The organism is Micropruina sonneratiae (genome assembly GCF_025972045.1).
GTDB classification, from domain to species: domain Bacteria; phylum Actinomycetota; class Actinomycetes; order Propionibacteriales; family Propionibacteriaceae; genus Micropruina; species Micropruina sonneratiae.
In genome coordinates, this window is sequence record NZ_JAPDHX010000005.1 from 337655 (window position 1) to 355961 (window position 18307).

The window sequence follows — 18307 nt, forward strand, 5'->3', positions numbered from 1 at the left end:
GCGGGCCCGCCGGTTGACCTGGCTAGGGTGAGGGCGTGAACTCCGCGACCCCGACGTCCGGTGCCCGCCGGCTCACCGGGCGACCGGACGCCGGAACGCCGGTACCCACGCGGCGCACCGGCTACGTGACCCACATTGGCGTCCGGGCCCTCGACCGGATCGCAAGCAAGGTCGGCGCCGAACTGGTCGTGGTGGCGAGCCCGGGACCGATGGCGGACGCCGCCACGGCCGGCTCGCACCAGGGCTAACGGCGCTCCTCAGCCGACCCCGGCGATGGTGCCCAGCACCCCGAGGTGGTCGGTGCCGGGCACCGCCGTCGTGGTGAACGCGGTCGCGGTGAGGGTGTCGTCGAGCAGGATGTGATCGATGCCGATCAGCGGCGGCACCCGGCGGCCGGCCGGCCAGGTGCGGACGAAGCCGGCGCCGGCCAGGTCGGCGGCGCTGCGGAAGCCGTCCTCGTACAGCTCACGCATCGGCAGGTGATCGTCGACGGCGTTGAAGTCTCCGGCCACCACGGTGGGGATGCTGCGATCGCGGCCGTCCAGCCACCCGCGCAGCTGCTCGGCCTCCTGCCGCCAGAGGTCCACCCCGCAGAACGGGTTGCACGGGTGCACCCCCACCACCCGAAGCCGCCCGAGTTGCGGGGTGTCGATTACGGCGGACCATTGCTGGAACGAGCTCGCCGGAAGCGGCTGCGCGGACTCGATCGGATAGCGGGAGAAGATCATCGATCCGCCCAAGCCCGGCTCGCCCGGCCGCGGCACCTGGTGCGGAAACCGCTTGTGGAAGCCGTCGATCAGCGTCCCCGCCCACTCGCTGCCGGCCTCGACGAAGACCACCACGTCGGCGCGCTCGGCGACCTGGGCCACCGCGTCGGTGTCCGCCCGCGAGGCGACGTTGATGCTCAGGATCCGCAGCGGCGCGGTGCGGGCCGGTGGCCCGTCGGCGACGAAGGCCGGCCCCTCCCACACCACGGTCGCGGCCAGGCCGGCGACCACCAGCGCGCTCAGCGCGGCGAGGACGCCGCGCCCGCGGCTCGCGTGCCGGCAGGCCCGGATCGTCGCGATCCCCAGCAGAACGCACGCCGGAAGCCAGAACACCAACCCGTAGGGGATGAAGGCGGCCATCTTCGCCCCGAGCTCGGTGGTCGGCGGGACCACCCGCAGATAGGTCGCGGCCGTTGCGGGCAGCGCCGCCAGCAGACCCGGCGTGACCAACCACGCCTGTCCACGGATCGGCCGCACCCGGCGGGCGGACGCGGCCGACGACCCCGCGGCTCGCGTCGAGAGGGGCGTCACGGGCCAAGCGTGCCCTACCGGGCCGGCGGCGGCGGCGCGTCCGCTTCGAGTGAGACCGTCAGAGTTGGAAGTCCGATCCGTCGCGACCGGTGAGCCGGCGGATCGCGGCCAGGCCGCGGCCGTTCAGCACCGCCGCCTCACCAACGATCGTCAGGGTCCGCTGCACGGCCTGCGGCGGCAGGCCGTCCTCGAGACCGGTGGCGGCGGCGATGTCCCCGCAGTGCACCACCAACTCGACCAGCCGGGTCTCCAGGTAGTCGCTGAGCCGCATGCCGCCGAACGCCGTGTCGATCACGGGGTCGGTGTCGATCGCCGCCAGGCGTCGCCGCAGCCCCTCGACCAGGTTCTCCAGCACCTCGGCCGGCTCGTCGCCCAGTTCGTGCCCCGCCTGCACGCCGCGTCCGGCCACCTCCTCGTTGGCCGCGGCGTCCATCGTGTGGAGACCCGAGAGGTAGGCCGCGGCGGTTTCGCACCGGACCACCGACGCCGGCCGGTCCAGGTAGGTGGTCACCGTGCTGATGGCCCGCCCGGTGTGGCCGACCAGGGCACGGACGTCCCAGACCCCCAACCCGGGACGCTCCCAGGCGTCGTGCGGGATCTCGCTCACCACGGCCACGAACGCCTCGGCGGTGGCCAGCATCAGGTCGGCATTGTCCATGCCTGAGAGTAGGTCGGTCGCCGCGCTGCCGCTAGCGTGGACCGATGACAACCGCACTCGTCACCGGTGGCACCTCGGGCATCGGCGCCGCCTTCGCCCGGGCACTGGCCGAGCGCGGCCACGACCTGGTGCTCGTCGCCCGGGACGCCGACCGGCTCGCGTCCGTGGCCGCTGAGCTGGGCGATCGGTACGGGGTCGGCGTCGAGACGCTCCCGGCCGACCTGGCCGTGCGCGACGACGTGCTGGTGGTCGCTGCCCGGCTTGCCGACGCCGAACGTCCGGTCGACGTCCTGGTCAACAACGCCGGCTACGGGTTGCACGTGAAACTGCTCGACGACGATCTGCCCGCCCACGAGCGGGCGATCGACGTGATGTGCCTGGCCGTGCTCGCCCTGGGTGGGGCGGCCGGACGGGCCATGCGCGAGCGCGGGCACGGCACGATCATCAACGTCGCCTCGCTGGCCGCCTACATCAGCCAGGGCGCCTATTCGCCGATCAAGGCCTGGGTGCTGGCCTACTCGGAGGGCCTGGCCAACGAGTTGCACGGCAGCGGCGTGACCGTGACCGCCGTCAACCCGGGCTGGGTGCGAACCGAGTTCCACGACCGGGCCGGCATCACGACGTCATCCATTCCCGATTTCGTCTGGGTGGAACCCGACAGAGTTGCCCGCGAGACTTTGGCCGATGCCGACAAAGGGCGGGCCATTTCGGTGCCCACCAAACGCTGGAAACTACAGAAACTCCTAGCCAGGCACGCGCCGCGTTCCGCCGTCCGGTTGGCCTCCCGTATGTTGAGCAGAAGCCGGGAGTGACGGCCCTCGCCTAGGGTGTGCTGCGCGACGATTCGGTGAACTTTCGATGCGGCGGGAAGGGACGTGGTGGCTGACGACGAATCCAGGAAGTACACCTCCCCCCAGGGAGTGGCCGCACGGTTCGCTGCCCAGCAGCTGATCATGAAGCCGTACATCTGGTCGGCCCTGCACGTCCACGAACACGGACGGCGCAACCTCGACAGCCTGAAGGCACCGTTCATCGCCGTCGCCAACCACTCCAGCCACCTGGACGCGCCGCTGATCATGGGGGCGCTCCCCCGCCGGCTGAGCCGCAACCTGGCGGCGGGGGCCGCCGCCGACTACTTCTTCACCACGTGGTACACCACGGCGGCCACCCGGTTGTTCTTCAACGCCTTCCCGGTCGACCGCAAGGGCCTGCGCAATCGGCGCGGGATGGCCGGCGTCCTGCTCAGTGAGGGCGTGCCACTGTTGCTGTTCCCCGAGGGCACCCGCTCGCGGACCGGCGCCATGAAGGGGTTCACCCCCGGGCACGCGGCGCTGTCGATCAGCCGCAACGTGCCGGTGCTGCCGATCGCCCTGGTCGGCGCCTTCGCCGCGATGCCGTACGGCACCACCCGTCCGCCGCAGGGGCGTCCGCACGTGCACGTGGTGTTCGGCCGGGCGTTGAAGGCGGCGCCGGGCGAGATCGCCCACCAGTTCGCCGAACGGATCTACCGCTACGTGGTCGAACTGCACGATTCGACGGCCCGCGCCTACGGCATGCCCACGCAGGCCGACTTCCACCGCGCGGTCGCGCTGCGCAAGGCGGCGACGGAGCAGGCCCAGGCCGCCGACGCCGAGGCGTCCAGGGACGCCGAACCGCCCGTCGACGGCTAGCGGACCGGGCCGGCCGCATCTTCCGGGCCGACGGCGTCCAGGTGGAAGCCGCCCCCGGCATCGGGGGCGGACCAGTCGAGCCGCTGCCTGGACACGAACCGGAACCGGTCGCCGCGGAACTTCGACGTCGTCCACTCCACCGGCTCGCCCTCGGCGTCCCAGCCGGTGCGATGCACCAGCAGCAACGGCAGGCCGGTCTCGACTCCGAGCAGGTCGGCGGTGACCGGGTCGGCCATCGCGGTCTCCACGGTGTCCTCGGCCGTCACCACCTGCTGGCCGTAGTCCTCGTGCAGCGTCCGATACAGCGAGCCGTGCTCGGCCAGCCGCCGCTGAAGTCCCGGCAGCACCCGGGGCAGCAGCGCCACCTCGTGGGCGATCGGCTCGTCGAAGGCGGTCCGAAGCCGCTCGACCCGGTGGATCGCCGCACCCGGAGCCACCCGCAGGTGCTCGCAGGCCTCTCCTTCAGCTGGTACCTCGGCGATGCCGAGCAGCACGCTGCCGGGCCGCCAACCCTCGGAAGTCAGATCCTGCGAGAACGAGGTGAGCGGGCGCACCCGCATCAGCTTCGGCTGGGCCACGAACGTGCCACTGCCCTGGGTGCGCACCAGCCGGCCCTCGATCACCAACTCGGCGATCGCCTGCCGCACGGTGGTGCGTGACGTCCCGAAGCGCGACGCCAGCTCACGCTCGGTCGGCACCGCCGAGCCCGGCGCGAGATCGGCGATCATCGCCAGGAGCTCGCTCTTGACCTGGTAGTACTTCGGGACCTTCACAGCTTCCTCGCTTCGGAGCAGACTGCCAGCAACGCCCCCGATCCTATTGGTCTGGACCAAATCCCCGCCAGGTGTTGACGAAGTTATTGGTCTATGCCAATCTGTAGTCAATGGTCTACACCAATCGGGCCAGCCGTCATTCTATAGAGGAGTCCAATGAGCACCGCCGCCGAGGGAACCGTAACCAAGAAGAAGTCCGGGTTCCGCATCCCCGGTTTCGCCCAGTTGCAACGGCTCGGCAAGAGCCTGATGCTGCCCATCGCCCTGCTGCCCGCCGCCGGCATCCTGCTGCGGCTGGGCCAGCCCGACCTGTTGGGTCAGATCAAGACCCCGGTGATCGGCCCCTTCTTCGAGGCGATGAGCGCCGCCGGCGGCGCCATCTTCGCCAACCTGCCGCTGCTGTTCGCCGTCGGTGTCGCCATCGGCTTCGCGAAGAAGGCGGACGGCTCCACCGCCCTGTCGGCGGTCGCCGGCTACCTCGTGATCGACGCCGTGTTCACCAACATGTCGCCGGTGGTGCTCGATGGCGTCACCGACGCCGCGGGCGACCAGGCGATGATCAACTACTCGGTCTTCGCCGGCATCATCGTCGGCCTGGTCACAGCCTGGCTGTTCGACCGGTACCACAACATCCAACTGCCCTCGTACCTGGGCTTCTTCGGCGGCCGCCGCTTCGTGCCGATCGTCGTGTCGCTGGCCAGCCTCATCATCGGCTTCGGGCTCAGCTACTTCTACCCCATCTTCGAAAGCGGGCTCACCGGCGTCGCCACGTTCATCGCCGGCTCGGGTGCGTTCGGCGCCTTCCTGTACGGGTTCGCCAACCGGATGCTCATCCCGATCGGCCTGCACCACATTCTCAACACCTACATCTGGTTCATCTACGGCTCGTACACCACCCCCGGCGGCGACGTCGTCACCGGTGAACTGACCCGCTTCGCGCAGGGCGACATGTCCGCCGGGCTGCTGACCTCGGGCTTCTACCCGGTGCTCATGTTCGGCCTGCCGGCCGCCGCCCTGGCGATGATCCACGTCGCCAAGCCGAAGCAGAAGAAGCTCGCCATCGGCATCCTGGCCGCCGCCGGCCTGACCGCCTTCCTGACCGGCGTCACCGAGCCGCTCGAGTTCGCGTTCATGTTCGTCGCCTTCCCGCTGTACGTCATCCACGCCCTGCTGACCGGCCTCTCGCTGGCCATCGCCTACCTGCTCGACATCCATCTCGGGTTCTCGTTCTCGGCCGGCTTGATCGACCTGGTGCTGTACGGCACCGCCCCCGCCGCGCAGAACATCCCGCTGCTGCTGATCATGGGCGTGGCCTTCTTCGCCCTGTACTACTTCATGTTCCGGTTCGCCATCGTGAAGTGGAACATGCGCACCCCGGGCCGTGAGCCCGACGCCGAATTCGACGCCGAGCAGGCCGCGAACCTGACCGACGAGGACGCCGGCGCGGGCACCGGACGCGTCTCCGCCGGCACCGCCAAGGCGGAACAGCTGATCGCCGCCTTCGGTGGCCGGGAGAACCTGATCACCGTGGACGCCTGCATCACCCGGCTGCGGATGGAGGTCGGCGACAAGGGCAAGGTCGACCAGGCGCGGCTGAAGGCCCTCGGCGCCGCAGGTGTGATCGAGGTGGGCAACAACGTTCAGGCCATCTTCGGCACCCAGGCCGACGCGTTGAAGAACGACATCAACGAGGCGTTGGCGGCCAACCCGGCCGGCCCGGCCGTCGAGGCCCCCGAGGTGACCACCGACGGATCCGTCCCGGCCAGCGTGCCGGCCGTGCCCGCGACGTCCGCGGCCCTGACCATCGTCGCGCCGATCCCCGGCCGTCCGGTCGCCCTGCGCGACGTCCCGGACGCCACCTTCGCCCAGGGCATCGTCGGCTACGGGCTGGCCATCGACCCGCCCCGCGAGGTCGTTGACGCCGTCGCCCCGGTCGCCGGCTCCATCCTGAAGCTGTGGCCGCACGCCTACGTGATCGTCACCGACGAGGGCACCGGCGTCCTGGTGCACCTCGGCATCGACACCGTCCAGCTCGACGGCCAGGGCTTCACCGCGCTGGTCGCCGAGGGCGACCGGGTCGAGGTCGGCCAGGCGGTCATCACCTACGACGTGCCGGCCGTCGAGGCCACCGGCCGCAACCCGATCGTCCCGGTCGTCGTGATGGATTCCAAGTCGGACTCGATCAGCTTCACCGACTCGGTGATCGGCGACGAGGTCGCCGCCCTGCAGTCGGTCTTCACCGCCCGCTGACCGACCACCTCCGGGCCGGCCGGGCCCACCCCCGCCGGCCCCACCACCCCTGTCACCTCACGCTCACAAGGAGAACCAGTCATGGAAATCGTCATCTGTCCCGACGCCGTCGAAGCCGGCAAGCTGGGCGCCGCCGCCATCGTCGCGCTGCTCAAGCGCAAGCCGGACGCCGTGCTCGGCCTGGCGACCGGGTCGTCCCCGCTGCACATCTACGACGAGCTGGCCGCACGCTACGAGGCCGGCGAGGTGTCGTTCGCGCAGGCGAAGGGCTTCTCGCTCGACGAGTACGTCGGCCTGCCCGCCGACCACCCGGAGACCTACCACAACGTCATCCGCAAGGATTTCGTGCACCGCGTCGACTTCGACGACAGCGCCGTGCGCGGCCCCGACGGCTTGGCCGCGGACATCCCCGCGTTCTGCGCCTCCTACGAGGCCGCGATCGCCGAGGCCGGTGGGGTCGACCTGCAGATCCTGGGCATCGGCACGGTGGGGCACATCGGGTTCAACGAGCCCGGCTCGTCGCTGGCGTCCCGGACGCGGATCAAGACCCTCACCAAGCAGACCCGGGTCGACAACGCCCGCTTCTTCGACAACGACGTCAGTAAGGTGCCCACGCACTGCATCACCCAGGGGCTGGGAACCATCATGGCCGCCCGGCATATCGTGCTGGTCGCCAGCGGCACCAACAAGGCGGAGGCCGTGCACCAGCTGGCCGAGGGTGCGGTCAGCGCCATGTGGCCGGGCACCGTCCTGCAGCACCACCCGCACGTCACCGTCCTGCTCGACGAGGCGGCGGCGTCCCGGCTGCAGCTGACCGGCTACTACCGCGAGACCTACGCCAGCAAGCCGGATTGGCAGGGTCTCTGATCGGCGCCGGGCAACAGGGAGGGCGGGTCAGCATGCTGATCACCGCAGAACGGATCGTCACCGGGGCCGAGGTGCTCGACACCGGCTGGCTGGAGGTCTCCGGCGGCGTGGTCACCGCACTCGGCGCGGGCGTCCCGGACGCCACGGCCGACCACGCGCTGGGCGCGGTCACCGTGGTGCCCGGTTTCGTCGACATGCACACCCACGGCGGAGGGTCCGGGGCCTTCCCGGTGGCCACCGGCGCCGAGTCGGTGGCGGCGCGTGACCTGCACCGCCGGCACGGCACCACCTCGATGATCGCCTCTCTGGTGTCGGCCCACCCGGCCGAACTGCTGCGGCAGGTGTCGATGCTGGCCGAGCAGGTGCAGGACGGCCTGCTCGACGGCGTCCACCTGGAGGGGCCGTGGTTGTCGCCGCACCGCTGTGGCGCGCACGAGCCGACCTCGCTACGCGACCCCGACCTCGCCGAGGTCGAGGGTGTGTTCGCGGCCGGCCGGGGCACGATCAGGATGGTCACCATCGCCCCCGAACTGCACGGGGCCGTGCCCGCGATCCGCGCCATGGTGGACGCCGGGGCGGTCGCCGCGATCGGCCACACCAACGCGTCCTACGAGGAGGCGAAGGCGGGCATCGAGGCAGGTGCGACCGTGGCCACCCACCTGTTCAACGCGATGCGACCGCTGCATCACCGCGAACCCGGTCCGATCGCCGCCCTGCTCGAGGATCCCCGCGTCACGGTCGAGTTGATCTGCGACGGGGTGCACCTGCACCCGGCCCTGTACCGCGACGTGACGAGCTGGGCCGGCCCCGAACGGGTGACCCTGATCACCGACGCGATGGCCGCGGCCGGGATGGCCGACGGCGCCTACACCCTCGGTGCGCTCGACGTGGACGTCGCCGGCGGCGTGGCCCGGGTGGCCGGCACCGACACGATAGCCGGCAGCACCGCCACCATGGACCAGGTCTTCCGCAACGCCGTGCTGTGGAGTTCGGCCCCCCGCGAGGAGGCGCTGCAGGTGGCCGTCCAGCAGGCCTGCCTCAACCCGGCCCGAGCGATGGGGCTCGACGTCGAGGGCATCGCCGTCGGCGGCCCGGCCAACCTGGTGGTACTCGACGACGACCTGCGTGTCACCCGCGTCCTGCACCACGGCACGTGGGTGGACGGCGTGGCCTGAAATGGGGACGGTTCCTTTTCAGGCCAGCCCTCCACGCCGGCATATCGGCGTTCACAAGGCGGGATACGCGGGCCACGCATGGCCTGAAATGGAACCGTCCCCATTTCAGGCCACTCGCCCCCTACGCCAGGGCGGGCACCTCGTTCAGCCGCAGCGACCGGCGGCGCAGCACCGCCGCCGCGCTGGCCCCGAGCGCGAGGAGTGCCCAGCCGAGCAGGGTGAACACCGCCGCCGGGGCGCCGGTGGAGTCGGTGAGCAGGGCGCGCAGGCCGTCCAGCATCGGCGAGACGGGTGAGACCGAACGCGCCGAGTCGAAGAAGGCCGGCGCCGCACTGGTCACAGCGCTCACCGTGGTGAGCACGGCCATGGCGACCGCGATCAGGCGTCCGGCGTTGCCCAACCAGGCCGCCAGGGCGTGGTTGACCAGCACGAACGACACCCCGGCCAGCACCAGGAAGCCGGCCAGAGCAGCAGCCTTGGGCAGCGCCAGGCTCAGCACCCCGGCCCCGATCGCGGTCAGCACGATCGCCTGGGCCACGGCCACGATCACCCCCGGCAGCAGCGCCCGCCAGATCAGGGTTGCGCTGGACGCCGTGGACAGCGCCAGCCGCGAATCCAGCGGCTTCACCACCGCGTAGCTCGCCAACGCGCCCAGCCACAGGGCCAGCGCGATCAGCAGGCTGGCCCAGGCCACGGTCGGGGCGACCACGCCGTCGATGCCGCTGCTGCTCACCGGCGCGGCCACCACGGTCGACAGGTTCTCGCGGTCGGCCTTGCTGTAGCTGGGGATCCTGCTGGCGCCCTTGGCCAGCCCGTCGGCCAGCGTGCGCGACCCGTTGGCCAGTTGCTCGCCGCCGTCGGCCGCGGAATCCAGGCCGGACGCCAGTTCCCTGGTGCCCTTCGCCGCCGAGGTCACCCCGCCGGTGTACTCCTTCACCCCCGAGGTCAGCTGCGGCAGGCCGTCGGCCAGCTTGGTGGCGCCGTCGGCGGCCTGGCCGATGCCGGTGCTGAGCTGGCCCAGTCCGGTGCCGAGTTGCGCCGATCCGGTGACGAGTTCCTTGCCGCCGGCCTTGAAGGCGGCGAGCTGCTTGGCCGCCGCCTGCTGCTCGGCCGCCGATGGCAGGCTGTCGTTCAGTTCGTCTGAGAGCTGCCCCAGTCCGGTGGCGAGTTGGCTGACGCCCTTTGCGGCCGCCCCGGTGCCGGTGCGGATCCCGTTGTTGTAGGCGTCGCACAGCTGCTCGCCGAGCTCGGGCACCTGCTCATAGGGGCACTCGACTCCGAGCGTGTCCGGGTCCTCGGACGCCGCCGTCATCGCCTGGTGGTATGCATCGAGCCCGTTTGCGAGCTGCGTCACACCGCCGGCCAGCTCTGCGGAGCCGGACGCCGCCGCGCTGAGCTGGTCGGCCAACTTGTTCGCGCCGGCCACGTACTGCTTCACCCCGGACGCCAGCTGCTTGCCCTGCGTCGGCAGGTCCTTGGTCTGCGACTTCATGGTCTGCAGCCCCTTGGCCAGCGAGCCCGCGCCGGTCTCGACCTGCTGGACGCCGTTGACCAGCTGGGCGCCGCTGGTGGACAGCTTGTTCATGCCGGTGCTCAGCTCACCCGCACCGTCCGCGGCCGACGTCACGCCGTCGCTCAGTTGTTCGGTGCCGTCGGCCAGCTTGTCGGCCGCGTCAGCGACAGTCTGGAACTGCTTGCCGGTGTCGTTGAAGCCGATGTAGATCTGGTCGAGGTAGGCCTCGGTCAGGGTCCGGTTCAGCGACTGCGAGGCGGCGTTGGCGAGCACGTTGCCCAGCCAGGCGTCCGCCACTCCGGCCACCGGGGAGGTGTGCACCTCGATGGTGGCCTGCTCGGCGGTCGTCGGGTCGTCGTTGGCGTACGAGGTGGCCGCCTTGGAGAAGTTCTTCGGGATCACCACCACCGCCGCGTACCGGCCGGACGCGAGCCCCGGCCAGGCGTGTGCCTCGTCGGCCAGCACCCAGCCGAAGTTCTGCTCCTTGTTCGAGTCGACCAGATCGGCCGACAGCTGCCGGCCCAGCGGCACGAACTGGTCGTTGAGGGTGACGCCCTCGTCGAGGTTCACCACGGCGGCCTCGACCTGGTGCAGCCGGTCACCGGAGTTCCAGGTGCCCCACAGGAACCCGCCGGCGACCAGCACCGGCACCAGCACCAGGGCCAGCAGGGTCTTGATCGAGAAACGGTTGGTGTCAGGCATGGCTGAGTTCTCCTTGGAGGTTCAGGGTGCGGTACGCGCCGGGCAGCAGGTCGGTGAGATCCGACCCCGGGCTGTGGGCCAGGACGGCGCAGCCGCCGCCCTGCGTCAGGGCGCGGAGCCGTTCGGCCAGCCGGGCACGCTGCGTACCGGTGAACAGGTCGGCCTCTTCGACCAGCAGCAGCGGGCCGTCGAAGTCGGCGATCGGGGACGGGTGGGACGGCGTGGCGACCGCGGCGATGCGGCGCACCTCGGAGGCCTGCTCGGGCAGCACCCGACCAGCCACCAGCAGGTCGCCGGCGGTGAGTGTGAGGCGTCCTGACAGCGCCAGCAGCAGGCTGCGCCGGGCGGTCACCTCACCCTCGACGACCAGCACCTCGCCGGGCTTGACCGCGACGTCCACACCGCCGAACGCGTCGCCGCAGGCCAGTCCGCGGCCGTAGACGACGTGCCCGCCGGCCTCGGGCCAGGACTGCAGCCTCAACTGGTGCGCCAACGTTTCGCCCTCGATGTCGACCATGGGCAGCCGCTTGGCCAGCCAGCGAGGCAGCCACCAGGCTCGGCTGCCGAACAGCTTCATCACCGCCGGCACCAGCGTCATCCGAACGACGAACGCGTCGATCGCAACCCCGATGGCCAGCGCGAACGCGATCGGCTTGATCGCACCCTCACCCGAGGGCACGAAGAAGGCGAACACGGCGAACATGATCAGCGCCGCCGCGACGACCACCCGCGAGGAGTGGATGAAGCCGTCCTCGACGAACCGGTCGCGGTTGCCGTGCACGAACTCCTCACGCATCCGGGAGACGAGGAAGACCTCGTAGTCCATCGCCAGGCCGAACAGCACGCCCATCAGGATGATCGGCAGGAAGCTGATCACCGGGGCGGGTTCGCCCACGTTGACGACTTGGGCGAACCAGCCCTTGTTGAACACCAGCGTGGTGGCTCCGAAGGCGGCTCCCACGCTGAGCAGGAAGCCGAGCGCCGCCTTGAGCGGCACCCATAGCGAGCGGAACACCAGGGTCAGCAGCACCAGCGAGAGTCCGACGACGAAGATGCCGAACGGCAGCAGGGCGTCGGCCAGCCGTTGTGACACGTCGATCTGGACGGCGGTGGCGCCGGTCACCGAGGTGTCGATGTCGTAGCGCTGCAGCCACTCGTCGTGCTTGTCGCGCAGGGCGTGCACGAGTTCAGCGGTGGCCGGGTCGTCGGGGCCCGTGGTCGGGATGATCTGCACCAGTGCGGTGTCGGCGTTCTCGTTGGGGGTGGCCAGGGCGACCAGTTGGACGCCGGGCATGGCCTCGATGTCGGCCTTCAGTCCGTCGACGATGTCGAGCGGGTCGTCGGATTCGACGATCGTGCCGGTGACGACCAGCGGACCGTTGTAGCCGATGCCGAACTCGCGGCTGATCACGTCGAAGGTGACCCGGTCGGCGTAGCTGACCGGGTTGCGGCCCGAGTTGGGCAGCGCCAGGGACAGGTCCTTGGCCGGGTAGGCCAGCGCCCCCAACCCGGCGATCACCAGGGCGATGGTGAGCAGCGGCACGGCCGTCACGAGCCGCACCCACACCGCCCGCAGGTCGAACCGCTTGCGCGGCGCCACGGGTGCCGCGTCGCCGTCGTCGGCGGACGCCTTCGCGGCCCGCGCGGCGCGCCGCACCCCGGGCCGCAACCGGGCGCCGGCGAAGCCCAGGAGGGCGGGCAGCAGGGTGAGGGCCAGCAGCACCTCGACCAGCACGCCGACCGCGGAGAACACGCCCATCACGCCCAGGAACGGCACGCCCGAGATGGACAGCCCGACCAGGGCGATGATCACCGTCAGACCGGCGAACACCACCGCCGAGCCGGCGGTCGCGACGGCGCGCGCGGTGGACTCCTCGGCGTCCAACCCGTCGCGCAACTGGTCGCGGTGCCGGGAGACGATGAACAACGCGTAGTCGATGCCGACCGCGAGCGAGATCATCACCGCGAGCATCAGGCTGGTCGAGTTCACCTCGATCACCCGTGAGGCGATCATCGTGATGGCGACCGCGATTCCGACGCCGAGCAGGGCGGTGCCCACCGGCATGGCGGCGGCCACCACCGAGCCGAGCACCACCAGCAGCACGACGATCGCCACCACCACGCCGAGCGCCTCGACGACGCTGATGTGTGGAATGTGGGTGGAGAACACCTCACCGCCCAGATGCACCTCCGAGCCGGGCAGCAGCTCGGCCACGGTGGCGGCCTGTTCGGTCAGGCTGTCGCGCTGGGCGTCGGTGATGGAGGTCATCGAGACGTTGAGCTGCACGCTGGCCAGGCCGGCGCGTCCGTTGTCGGAGATGAGCCCGTCGACGTGCGTGCTGTAGGGCGTGGTGACGTCGTCGACGATCGGCAGTTCCTTGAAGGTGTCCAGCGCGTCGACGACCTTGGACTTGAGCCCCTTGTCGTGCAGCGATTCACCCTCGGGCAGCAGTACCACCACCTGGGCGGTGGCCGCCGCGGCCGACGGGAAGGTCATCTTCAACTGGTCGAGGGCGACCTGCGAGGAGGCACCGGGAATGGTGAAGTTGTCGTTGAACTTCGCCCCGCCCATCAGGCCCACGGTGCCGCCGAGGGCGGCGAGTACGGCCAGCCACACCAGCAGCACCCGGACGCCGTGGCGGTAGCACGCGCGGCCGATGCGGTACAGCAATGACGACATGGGCCGTCCTCTCCGTCTTCGATACAGTCGCGTATCCGATGCAGTAGTGTATTCAGTACAAGCGTGTATGCAAACTGTTAGGATCTCGACGATGACCAGCATCCGAGAGGCTCAGCGCGGAGCCCGCCGGCAGGGGCCGGGCGGTGAGTTCAGCGCGCGCCGCCAGGCGACCCGGGAACGGCTGATGGACGCCGCGGTCGAGTTGTTCGCCGAGCGCGGGGTGCTGGCGGCGTCGGTCGAGGAGATCTGCGAGCGGGCCGGCTTCACCCGGGGCGCGTTCTACTCCAACTTCGACTCCAAGGACGAGCTCTGCCTCGACGTGCTGCGCCGCAAGGGCGAACAGCATCTGGTCGCGTTGCAGCAGGTGGTCGAATCGATGCCGGGCGCCGGGTCGGGCCTGAGCCGCGCCCAGGTCATCCGCGACGCGGTGGGGCTGTTCCTGCAGGCGCAGCCGAAGGAGCGCACCGAGCTGATCGCCATGATGGAGCTGCGGCTGCACGCGCTGCGGACGCCGGAGCTGCGGGAGGGCTGGCTGGCGGTGCACGCCAACCTGTGCGCCTCGATCGCCGGCCAGCTGCAGATGGCCCTCGACCGGGTGGGCGGCCGCATCGGCATGCCCATGCCGCAGGTGATCGAACTGCTCGGGGCGATGTACGAGAACACCGTGAGCATGAGCCTGCTCAACGGCGAGGACGCCCCGACCGGCCTCACCGCCCAGCTCGTCGCCCTGCTCGACGGGCTGATCCACGACTGAGCCGCGCCGCTCGCCGTCCCACCCCGCCACCAGCGCGGCGTCGACACGGCGGCGGTTTCGACAAGCCCGCCCGGCCGGCCCAACAATGACCCGGTGGACGACACCTACTTCGTGATCCCGCTCTGGGCGGACCTGACCGCGGTGGCGGTGGGCGGCATCCAGGGGGCCCTGTTCGCGTCCGGTTTCCAGGGCAAGCGGCGGGTGGATCTGCTCGGCGTCACCATCATCGGCGTGGTGATGGGCATGGGTGGCGGCATCATCCGCGACCTGCTGGTCAACGTCACCCCGGCCACCATGCTGAGCAACTGGTATCTGGTCACCGCCACGTCGGCGTCCCTGATCGGCATGCTGCTCGCCGGCGTGTTCCAGCGGCTCAACCGGGCCATCGTCGTGCTGGACGCCGTCTCGATCGGCATGTTCGGCGCGCTGGGCGCGACCAAGGCACTGGGGGTCGGCATGCCGCTCATCCCCTCCATCTTCGTCGGGGTGAGCGCCGCGGTCGGGGGCGGCATGCTGCGCGACGTGCTGATGGGCCTGCCGGTCGCGGTGATGCACGTCGGCTCGCTCTACGCCGTCGCCGCCGGGGCAGGCTGCACCGTCCTCGCGGTCGCGCAGGCCCTTGGTGCGCCGGTGCTGTGGGCGGGTGTGGTGTGCGTCGTCGTCACCGCGGTGATCCGCGTCCTCGCCGTCGTGTTCGACCTGTCGTTGCCCGAGCAGCGCCGGCTGTACCGGCGCCGGGTCGCGGCCGAACGTCGCGCCCAGACCGGCTGAGTGCCGTGTCGACCCACGACCTGATCACCGCCATCGCTGCCGGCCTGGCCGCCGGCGCCGATCCCGGACGCGCCGCCGGCCAGCAGCGCTACATGCGCTCGAGCATGCCGTTCCACGGGCTGACCGTGCCGCAGGTGCGCCTCGTGGTCGCGGCCGCCGTGGCGTCCCACCCGCCGGCCGACCGGGCGGCTTGGCTGGGCGTGATCCGCGACCTGTGGGACGGCGCCACCCACCGTGAGCAGTGGTACGCCGCGCTCGGCGTCCTGCGGCACCGGCGCTTCCGGGCCTGGGCGTCGGTCGCCGACGAGCCGTTGCTCGGACTGCTGCGCCACCTGGTCGTCAGCGGCGCCTGGTGGGACGTCGTGGACGACGCGTCGCACGTCGCCGGCGACCTGCTGCGGGCCGACCGGACGACGATGACCCGGGTGCTGCGGGGCTGGTCGCGCGAGGAGAACCTGTGGCTGCGTCGGGTGTCGATCATCGCCCAACTCGGGCACCGGGAGGCCACCGACACCGACCTGCTCACCCATGCCATCGCGGGCAGCCTCGACGACAACGACTTCTTCGCCCGCAAGGCGATCGGCTGGGCGCTGCGCGACTACTCGAAGACGGACGCCGACTGGGTCCGCGACTACGTGGCGGCCAACACCGCCCGGCTGTCGCCGCTGTCGCGCCGGGAGGCGCTGAAGTGGCTGGAGCGGCGTCCGGGCTCGTGAGATTGCGTCACACTGAGCAGCAGACCCGCCTCACCCGCCTGCCGGGGCCGGCGAATCGGACGTAATCTCGCGAGCCAGCATTGCCCGCACCTGATCGATCAGGGTCTCCGGGTGCTCAGTCAACTGCTTCCAGGTGTAACGCAGGACGCGGTACCCGCCCAGCACCAATGCGTTCTGCCGCCGGCGATCTGCCTCGAACACCTCGGCCTTGGAGTGGACGCCGTACCCGTCGAACTCCAGCACCAGTCTCGCCTGTTCGACGTACACGTCCGGGTGGAGCGTCACGCCGTCCAACGCGGCATTGGCCACCCAACCGGTGATCCTGCTCCGGCGGAGCGTGGCCTGCAGCAGTCGCTCGCCACCCGACCATGGGTTGTCGAGGCTGGTTCGCACGATCCGGCGCCGAACTTCCTGCCCCGGGGTGCCTGCGAGCAGCGACAGGATCGCCGGCAGTTCGTCCGGCGTGACGCGTCCCTCGCGCAGGAATCGCTCGATGAGGTCGCCGGAGTCACGCGCCGCCGCCTCGACCGCCAGATAGGCGGCGGACGGGCACCGCAGCCCGCTGACCCGCACGCGGTGCGTGGCGGGGATGCGACGGCGCACCCACGACACCGACGACGCCGCGTACCGCGACTGCGCATGCGCGAGCAGGACGCGATCGCGGGGCCCGAACGGCACGCCGGTGAGCGTGCCCGCCAGCGCCGCCACGGCGTCCGCACCCCACAGCACGGACGCCGGGTAGGTGGCCAGGGCCGCCGCGCAGCGGGTCTGCCGGTTGGTCAGCAGCGTCGCGTCCACGAACGTGCCCGGCAGAACGCGCACGATCGCGCCCGACCGGACCAGGCGGTCGAAGGCGGCCCGGGACGCCCCGTGATCACGCTGGCGCAGGACGCCGTTGTTGCGTTCCATCACGGTCGTCAGGGTGATGAGGTCGTCGGTACGGTCCACCGGGCCATCGCAGCACGTCGGCCACGGCCTTGGGGAGTTATCCACAGCCCCTCATCGGCCCAGACTGCCGAGAAGGTCGCGAGATGACGTCACCGTTGGGCGGCCGGACGCCGTGCGCGCCTCAGCACTCCCGGACTGTGACGTAATCTCGCGAGAGCTCTCAGCTCGCCCAGCGTCCGGTGAAGAACAGCCAGGCCCAGAAGCACAGCGCCGCGCCTGCCACCACGAACCCAAGCACGGTCAGCAGCACGCGCAACCGGCGGCGTCCGGGCGACACGTTCCAGCCCCCCGACATGGCCTCACCGATCAGGATGTACAGGGGGAACCACAGCAGCAGCGCCCGGTTCACGCTGAGGAACCAGTACGAGCACGAGAACGCCAGCACCTGCACCCCCACCCACGACGCCTCGGCCCAGCGCCGCTTCAGCAGGCACACGACGGTGACCAGGAGACCGATCGCCATCGAGACGATCTCAGCGCGGAACACCCACGACCATTCCGGGAAGGCCGGGTAGGCGGTCGAGGTGGCCGCCTCGATGGTGTGCTGCAACGCCACCCATGGCCAGGTGAACCCGCGCGGCCAGCCGGCCGACTGGGCGTGGTACCAGGCGAACCAGTCCCCGGTCAGCCAGAACAGGTAGCCGGCGTAGCCGGCCAGCACCGCGGCCGGCAGGGCCAGCCAGGCCAACGCCCGTCCGCTGCCGGGCGGCGGGCTCCACCGGCGACGATGCGCGCCCGCCTCGCCGGATTGCGTCCGGCCCGGCCACACCGGGCCTTGCGCCGACCCGCGCAGCGACGCCCAGCGCAGCGCCAGCCACTGCCTCAGGTCCGCCCCGCGACCGCCGGCCTGCTGCGGCCAGTCGTCGCGGTACGGCCACGTCCAGCGCTGACCGGGCGCCGCCAGCGCGCCGGCCGCCGGCCGGACGCCTGGCGCTGACCCCCGGGCCCCGCGTGAGGTCAGCGCCAGGATTGCCAGCGCCCCGAGCAGGAACAGCCCCGACACCCGAAGGCTGCAGGCGATCGCCGCCAGTGAAGCGGCGGCACCCCAGCGTCCCCGCCTGGCCCGCTCCCAGGCCCAGAAGGCGGCCGCGCAGAACGGCGCCTCGGTGTAGGGCACCAGGGTGAACACCGTTGTCGGGGCCAACAACCAGACCACGGCCGCGATCGGGCCGCCGAGCCGGTGCAACGCCGACGCGGCGAATGCCGAGCAGACCAGCGCGAGCCCGACGCCGGCCCACAACATGGGCAGCCCCAGCGTGGCGAAGGCCCGCAGCACCAGCGGCCAGCCGGGGAAGAAGGCGATGTCGTTGCCGCCGGTGTAGCCGTGCTGGGCGATCGCGAAGTAGTGCTGGACGTCCCAGTTGGCCAGCATGTCCGAGGCCGAGCGGCCGGTGGTGACGCTCACCCACAGCGCGACCCCGACCAACAGCAGCCGGCTGAACAGCCAGGTCTGGACGACCAGCCGGCCACCGTCGCGGGCCACCGCGACGGGCGCCGGGGCGCCGGTCGGCCAGGTCGTCAGCGTCGCCATC

Annotated in this window: 15 protein-coding genes and 1 pseudogene; 9 read left to right on the top strand and 7 right to left on the bottom strand. The window is 71.1% G+C overall.

Annotated features, from left to right (window positions below; translation table 11 throughout):
• The first annotated feature begins 35 nt into the window (after nucleotides 1–35).
• On the top strand, nucleotides 36–248 hold the full coding sequence (locus OIE40_RS14550) for a hypothetical protein (RefSeq protein WP_264703375.1): 213 nt from the start codon (nucleotides 36–38) through the stop codon (nucleotides 246–248).
• 9 nt (nucleotides 249–257) lie between these two features.
• Here OIE40_RS14550 and OIE40_RS14555 read toward each other — a convergent pair whose 3' ends face one another.
• Complete coding sequence (locus OIE40_RS14555; protein ID WP_264703377.1) at nucleotides 258–1298, bottom strand: endonuclease/exonuclease/phosphatase family protein; 1041 nt, start codon at nucleotides 1296–1298, stop codon at nucleotides 258–260.
• Nucleotides 1299–1356: 58 nt separating this feature from the next.
• Nucleotides 1357–1956 (bottom strand): maleylpyruvate isomerase family mycothiol-dependent enzyme, encoded by a 600-nt coding sequence (locus OIE40_RS14560; protein WP_264703379.1) that lies wholly within the window; start codon nucleotides 1954–1956, stop codon nucleotides 1357–1359.
• A 44-nt stretch (nucleotides 1957–2000) separates the two neighbouring features.
• On the opposite strand from OIE40_RS14560, the gene OIE40_RS14565 reads away from it, so the two are divergent.
• Nucleotides 2001–2768, top strand: a complete 768-nt coding sequence (locus tag OIE40_RS14565) for an SDR family NAD(P)-dependent oxidoreductase (RefSeq protein WP_264703381.1) — start codon at nucleotides 2001–2003, stop codon at nucleotides 2766–2768.
• Nucleotides 2769–2834: 66 nt separating this feature from the next.
• Nucleotides 2835–3626 carry a lysophospholipid acyltransferase family protein gene (locus OIE40_RS14570; RefSeq protein WP_319805237.1) on the top strand — a complete coding sequence of 264 codons (792 nt, stop codon included), beginning with the start codon at nucleotides 2835–2837 and terminating at the stop codon, nucleotides 3624–3626.
• Here the strand turns inward: OIE40_RS14570 and OIE40_RS14575 are convergent.
• Complete coding sequence (locus tag OIE40_RS14575) at nucleotides 3623–4399, bottom strand: GntR family transcriptional regulator (RefSeq protein WP_264703385.1); 777 nt, start codon at nucleotides 4397–4399, stop codon at nucleotides 3623–3625. The genes OIE40_RS14570 and OIE40_RS14575 overlap by 4 nt on opposite strands.
• 156 nt (nucleotides 4400–4555) lie before the next feature.
• On the opposite strand from OIE40_RS14575, the gene OIE40_RS14580 reads away from it, so the two are divergent.
• The 3 genes from OIE40_RS14580 to nagA all read left to right on the top strand — a co-directional run bounded on the left by OIE40_RS14580 (nucleotide 4556) and on the right by nagA (nucleotide 8691).
• Entirely contained in the window at nucleotides 4556–6649 is a 2094-nt protein-coding gene (locus tag OIE40_RS14580) for a glucose PTS transporter subunit IIA (RefSeq protein ID WP_264703387.1), read from the top strand.
• 81 nt (nucleotides 6650–6730) lie between these two features.
• Entirely contained in the window at nucleotides 6731–7516 is a 786-nt protein-coding gene (gene nagB, locus OIE40_RS14585; protein WP_264703389.1) for a glucosamine-6-phosphate deaminase, read from the top strand.
• A gap of 32 nt (nucleotides 7517–7548) precedes the next feature.
• On the top strand, nucleotides 7549–8691 hold the full coding sequence (gene nagA / locus OIE40_RS14590; RefSeq protein WP_264703390.1) for an N-acetylglucosamine-6-phosphate deacetylase: 1143 nt from the start codon (nucleotides 7549–7551) through the stop codon (nucleotides 8689–8691).
• 121 nt (nucleotides 8692–8812) lie between these two features.
• Here nagA and OIE40_RS14595 read toward each other — a convergent pair whose 3' ends face one another.
• Both OIE40_RS14595 and OIE40_RS14600 read right to left on the bottom strand, forming a co-directional pair.
• Nucleotides 8813–10906, bottom strand: a complete 2094-nt coding sequence (locus OIE40_RS14595) for a YhgE/Pip domain-containing protein (protein WP_264703391.1) — start codon at nucleotides 10904–10906, stop codon at nucleotides 8813–8815.
• Nucleotides 10899–13586 carry an MMPL family transporter gene (locus tag OIE40_RS14600; RefSeq protein ID WP_264703393.1) on the bottom strand — a complete coding sequence of 896 codons (2688 nt, stop codon included), beginning with the start codon at nucleotides 13584–13586 and terminating at the stop codon, nucleotides 10899–10901. Before OIE40_RS14600 ends, OIE40_RS14595 begins: the two co-directional genes overlap by 8 nt.
• Before the next feature lie 91 nt (nucleotides 13587–13677).
• Between OIE40_RS14600 and OIE40_RS14605 the strand changes: the two genes are divergently transcribed.
• The 3 genes from OIE40_RS14605 to OIE40_RS14615 all read left to right on the top strand — a co-directional run bounded on the left by OIE40_RS14605 (nucleotide 13678) and on the right by OIE40_RS14615 (nucleotide 15827).
• Nucleotides 13678–14340 carry a TetR/AcrR family transcriptional regulator gene (locus OIE40_RS14605; RefSeq protein WP_264703395.1) on the top strand — a complete coding sequence of 221 codons (663 nt, stop codon included), beginning with the start codon at nucleotides 13678–13680 and terminating at the stop codon, nucleotides 14338–14340.
• A 93-nt stretch (nucleotides 14341–14433) separates the two neighbouring features.
• Nucleotides 14434–15111, top strand: a complete 678-nt coding sequence (locus OIE40_RS14610) for a trimeric intracellular cation channel family protein (RefSeq protein ID WP_264703397.1) — start codon at nucleotides 14434–14436, stop codon at nucleotides 15109–15111.
• A 5-nt stretch (nucleotides 15112–15116) separates the two neighbouring features.
• A complete protein-coding gene (locus tag OIE40_RS14615) occupies nucleotides 15117–15827 on the top strand; it encodes a DNA alkylation repair protein (protein WP_264703399.1) in 711 nt (236 codons plus the stop codon).
• Between the two features lie 30 nt (nucleotides 15828–15857).
• Here the strand turns inward: OIE40_RS14615 and OIE40_RS14620 are convergent, their stop codons facing one another.
• Together OIE40_RS14620 and OIE40_RS17075 are read right to left on the bottom strand one after the other, a co-directional pair.
• Nucleotides 15858–16775, bottom strand: a complete 918-nt coding sequence (locus OIE40_RS14620; RefSeq protein ID WP_264703402.1) for an endonuclease domain-containing protein — start codon at nucleotides 16773–16775, stop codon at nucleotides 15858–15860.
• Nucleotides 16776–17733: 958 nt separating this feature from the next.
• Nucleotides 17734–18306: pseudogene (locus OIE40_RS17075) on the bottom strand (mannosyltransferase family protein); the annotation flags it as partial.
• Nucleotide 18307 lies beyond the last annotated feature (1 nt).

Bases quoted from the DNA above. Each gene is read 5' to 3' on its own strand.
- OIE40_RS14580 (WP_264703387.1), top strand. From the start codon at position 4,556: ATGAGCACCGCCGCCGAGGGAACCGTAACCAAGAAGAAGTCCGGGTTC.
- OIE40_RS14600 (WP_264703393.1), bottom strand. From the start codon at position 13,586: ATGTCGTCATTGCTGTACCGCATCGGCCGCGCGTGCTACCGCCACGGC.
- OIE40_RS14560 (WP_264703379.1), bottom strand. From the start codon at position 1,956: ATGGACAATGCCGACCTGATGCTGGCCACCGCCGAGGCGTTCGTGGCC.
- OIE40_RS14565 (WP_264703381.1), top strand. From the start codon at position 2,001: ATGACAACCGCACTCGTCACCGGTGGCACCTCGGGCATCGGCGCCGCC.
- nagA (WP_264703390.1), top strand. From the start codon at position 7,549: ATGCTGATCACCGCAGAACGGATCGTCACCGGGGCCGAGGTGCTCGAC.
- OIE40_RS14595 (WP_264703391.1), bottom strand. From the start codon at position 10,906: ATGCCTGACACCAACCGTTTCTCGATCAAGACCCTGCTGGCCCTGGTG.
- nagB (WP_264703389.1), top strand. From the start codon at position 6,731: ATGGAAATCGTCATCTGTCCCGACGCCGTCGAAGCCGGCAAGCTGGGC.
- OIE40_RS14605 (WP_264703395.1), top strand. From the start codon at position 13,678: ATGACCAGCATCCGAGAGGCTCAGCGCGGAGCCCGCCGGCAGGGGCCG.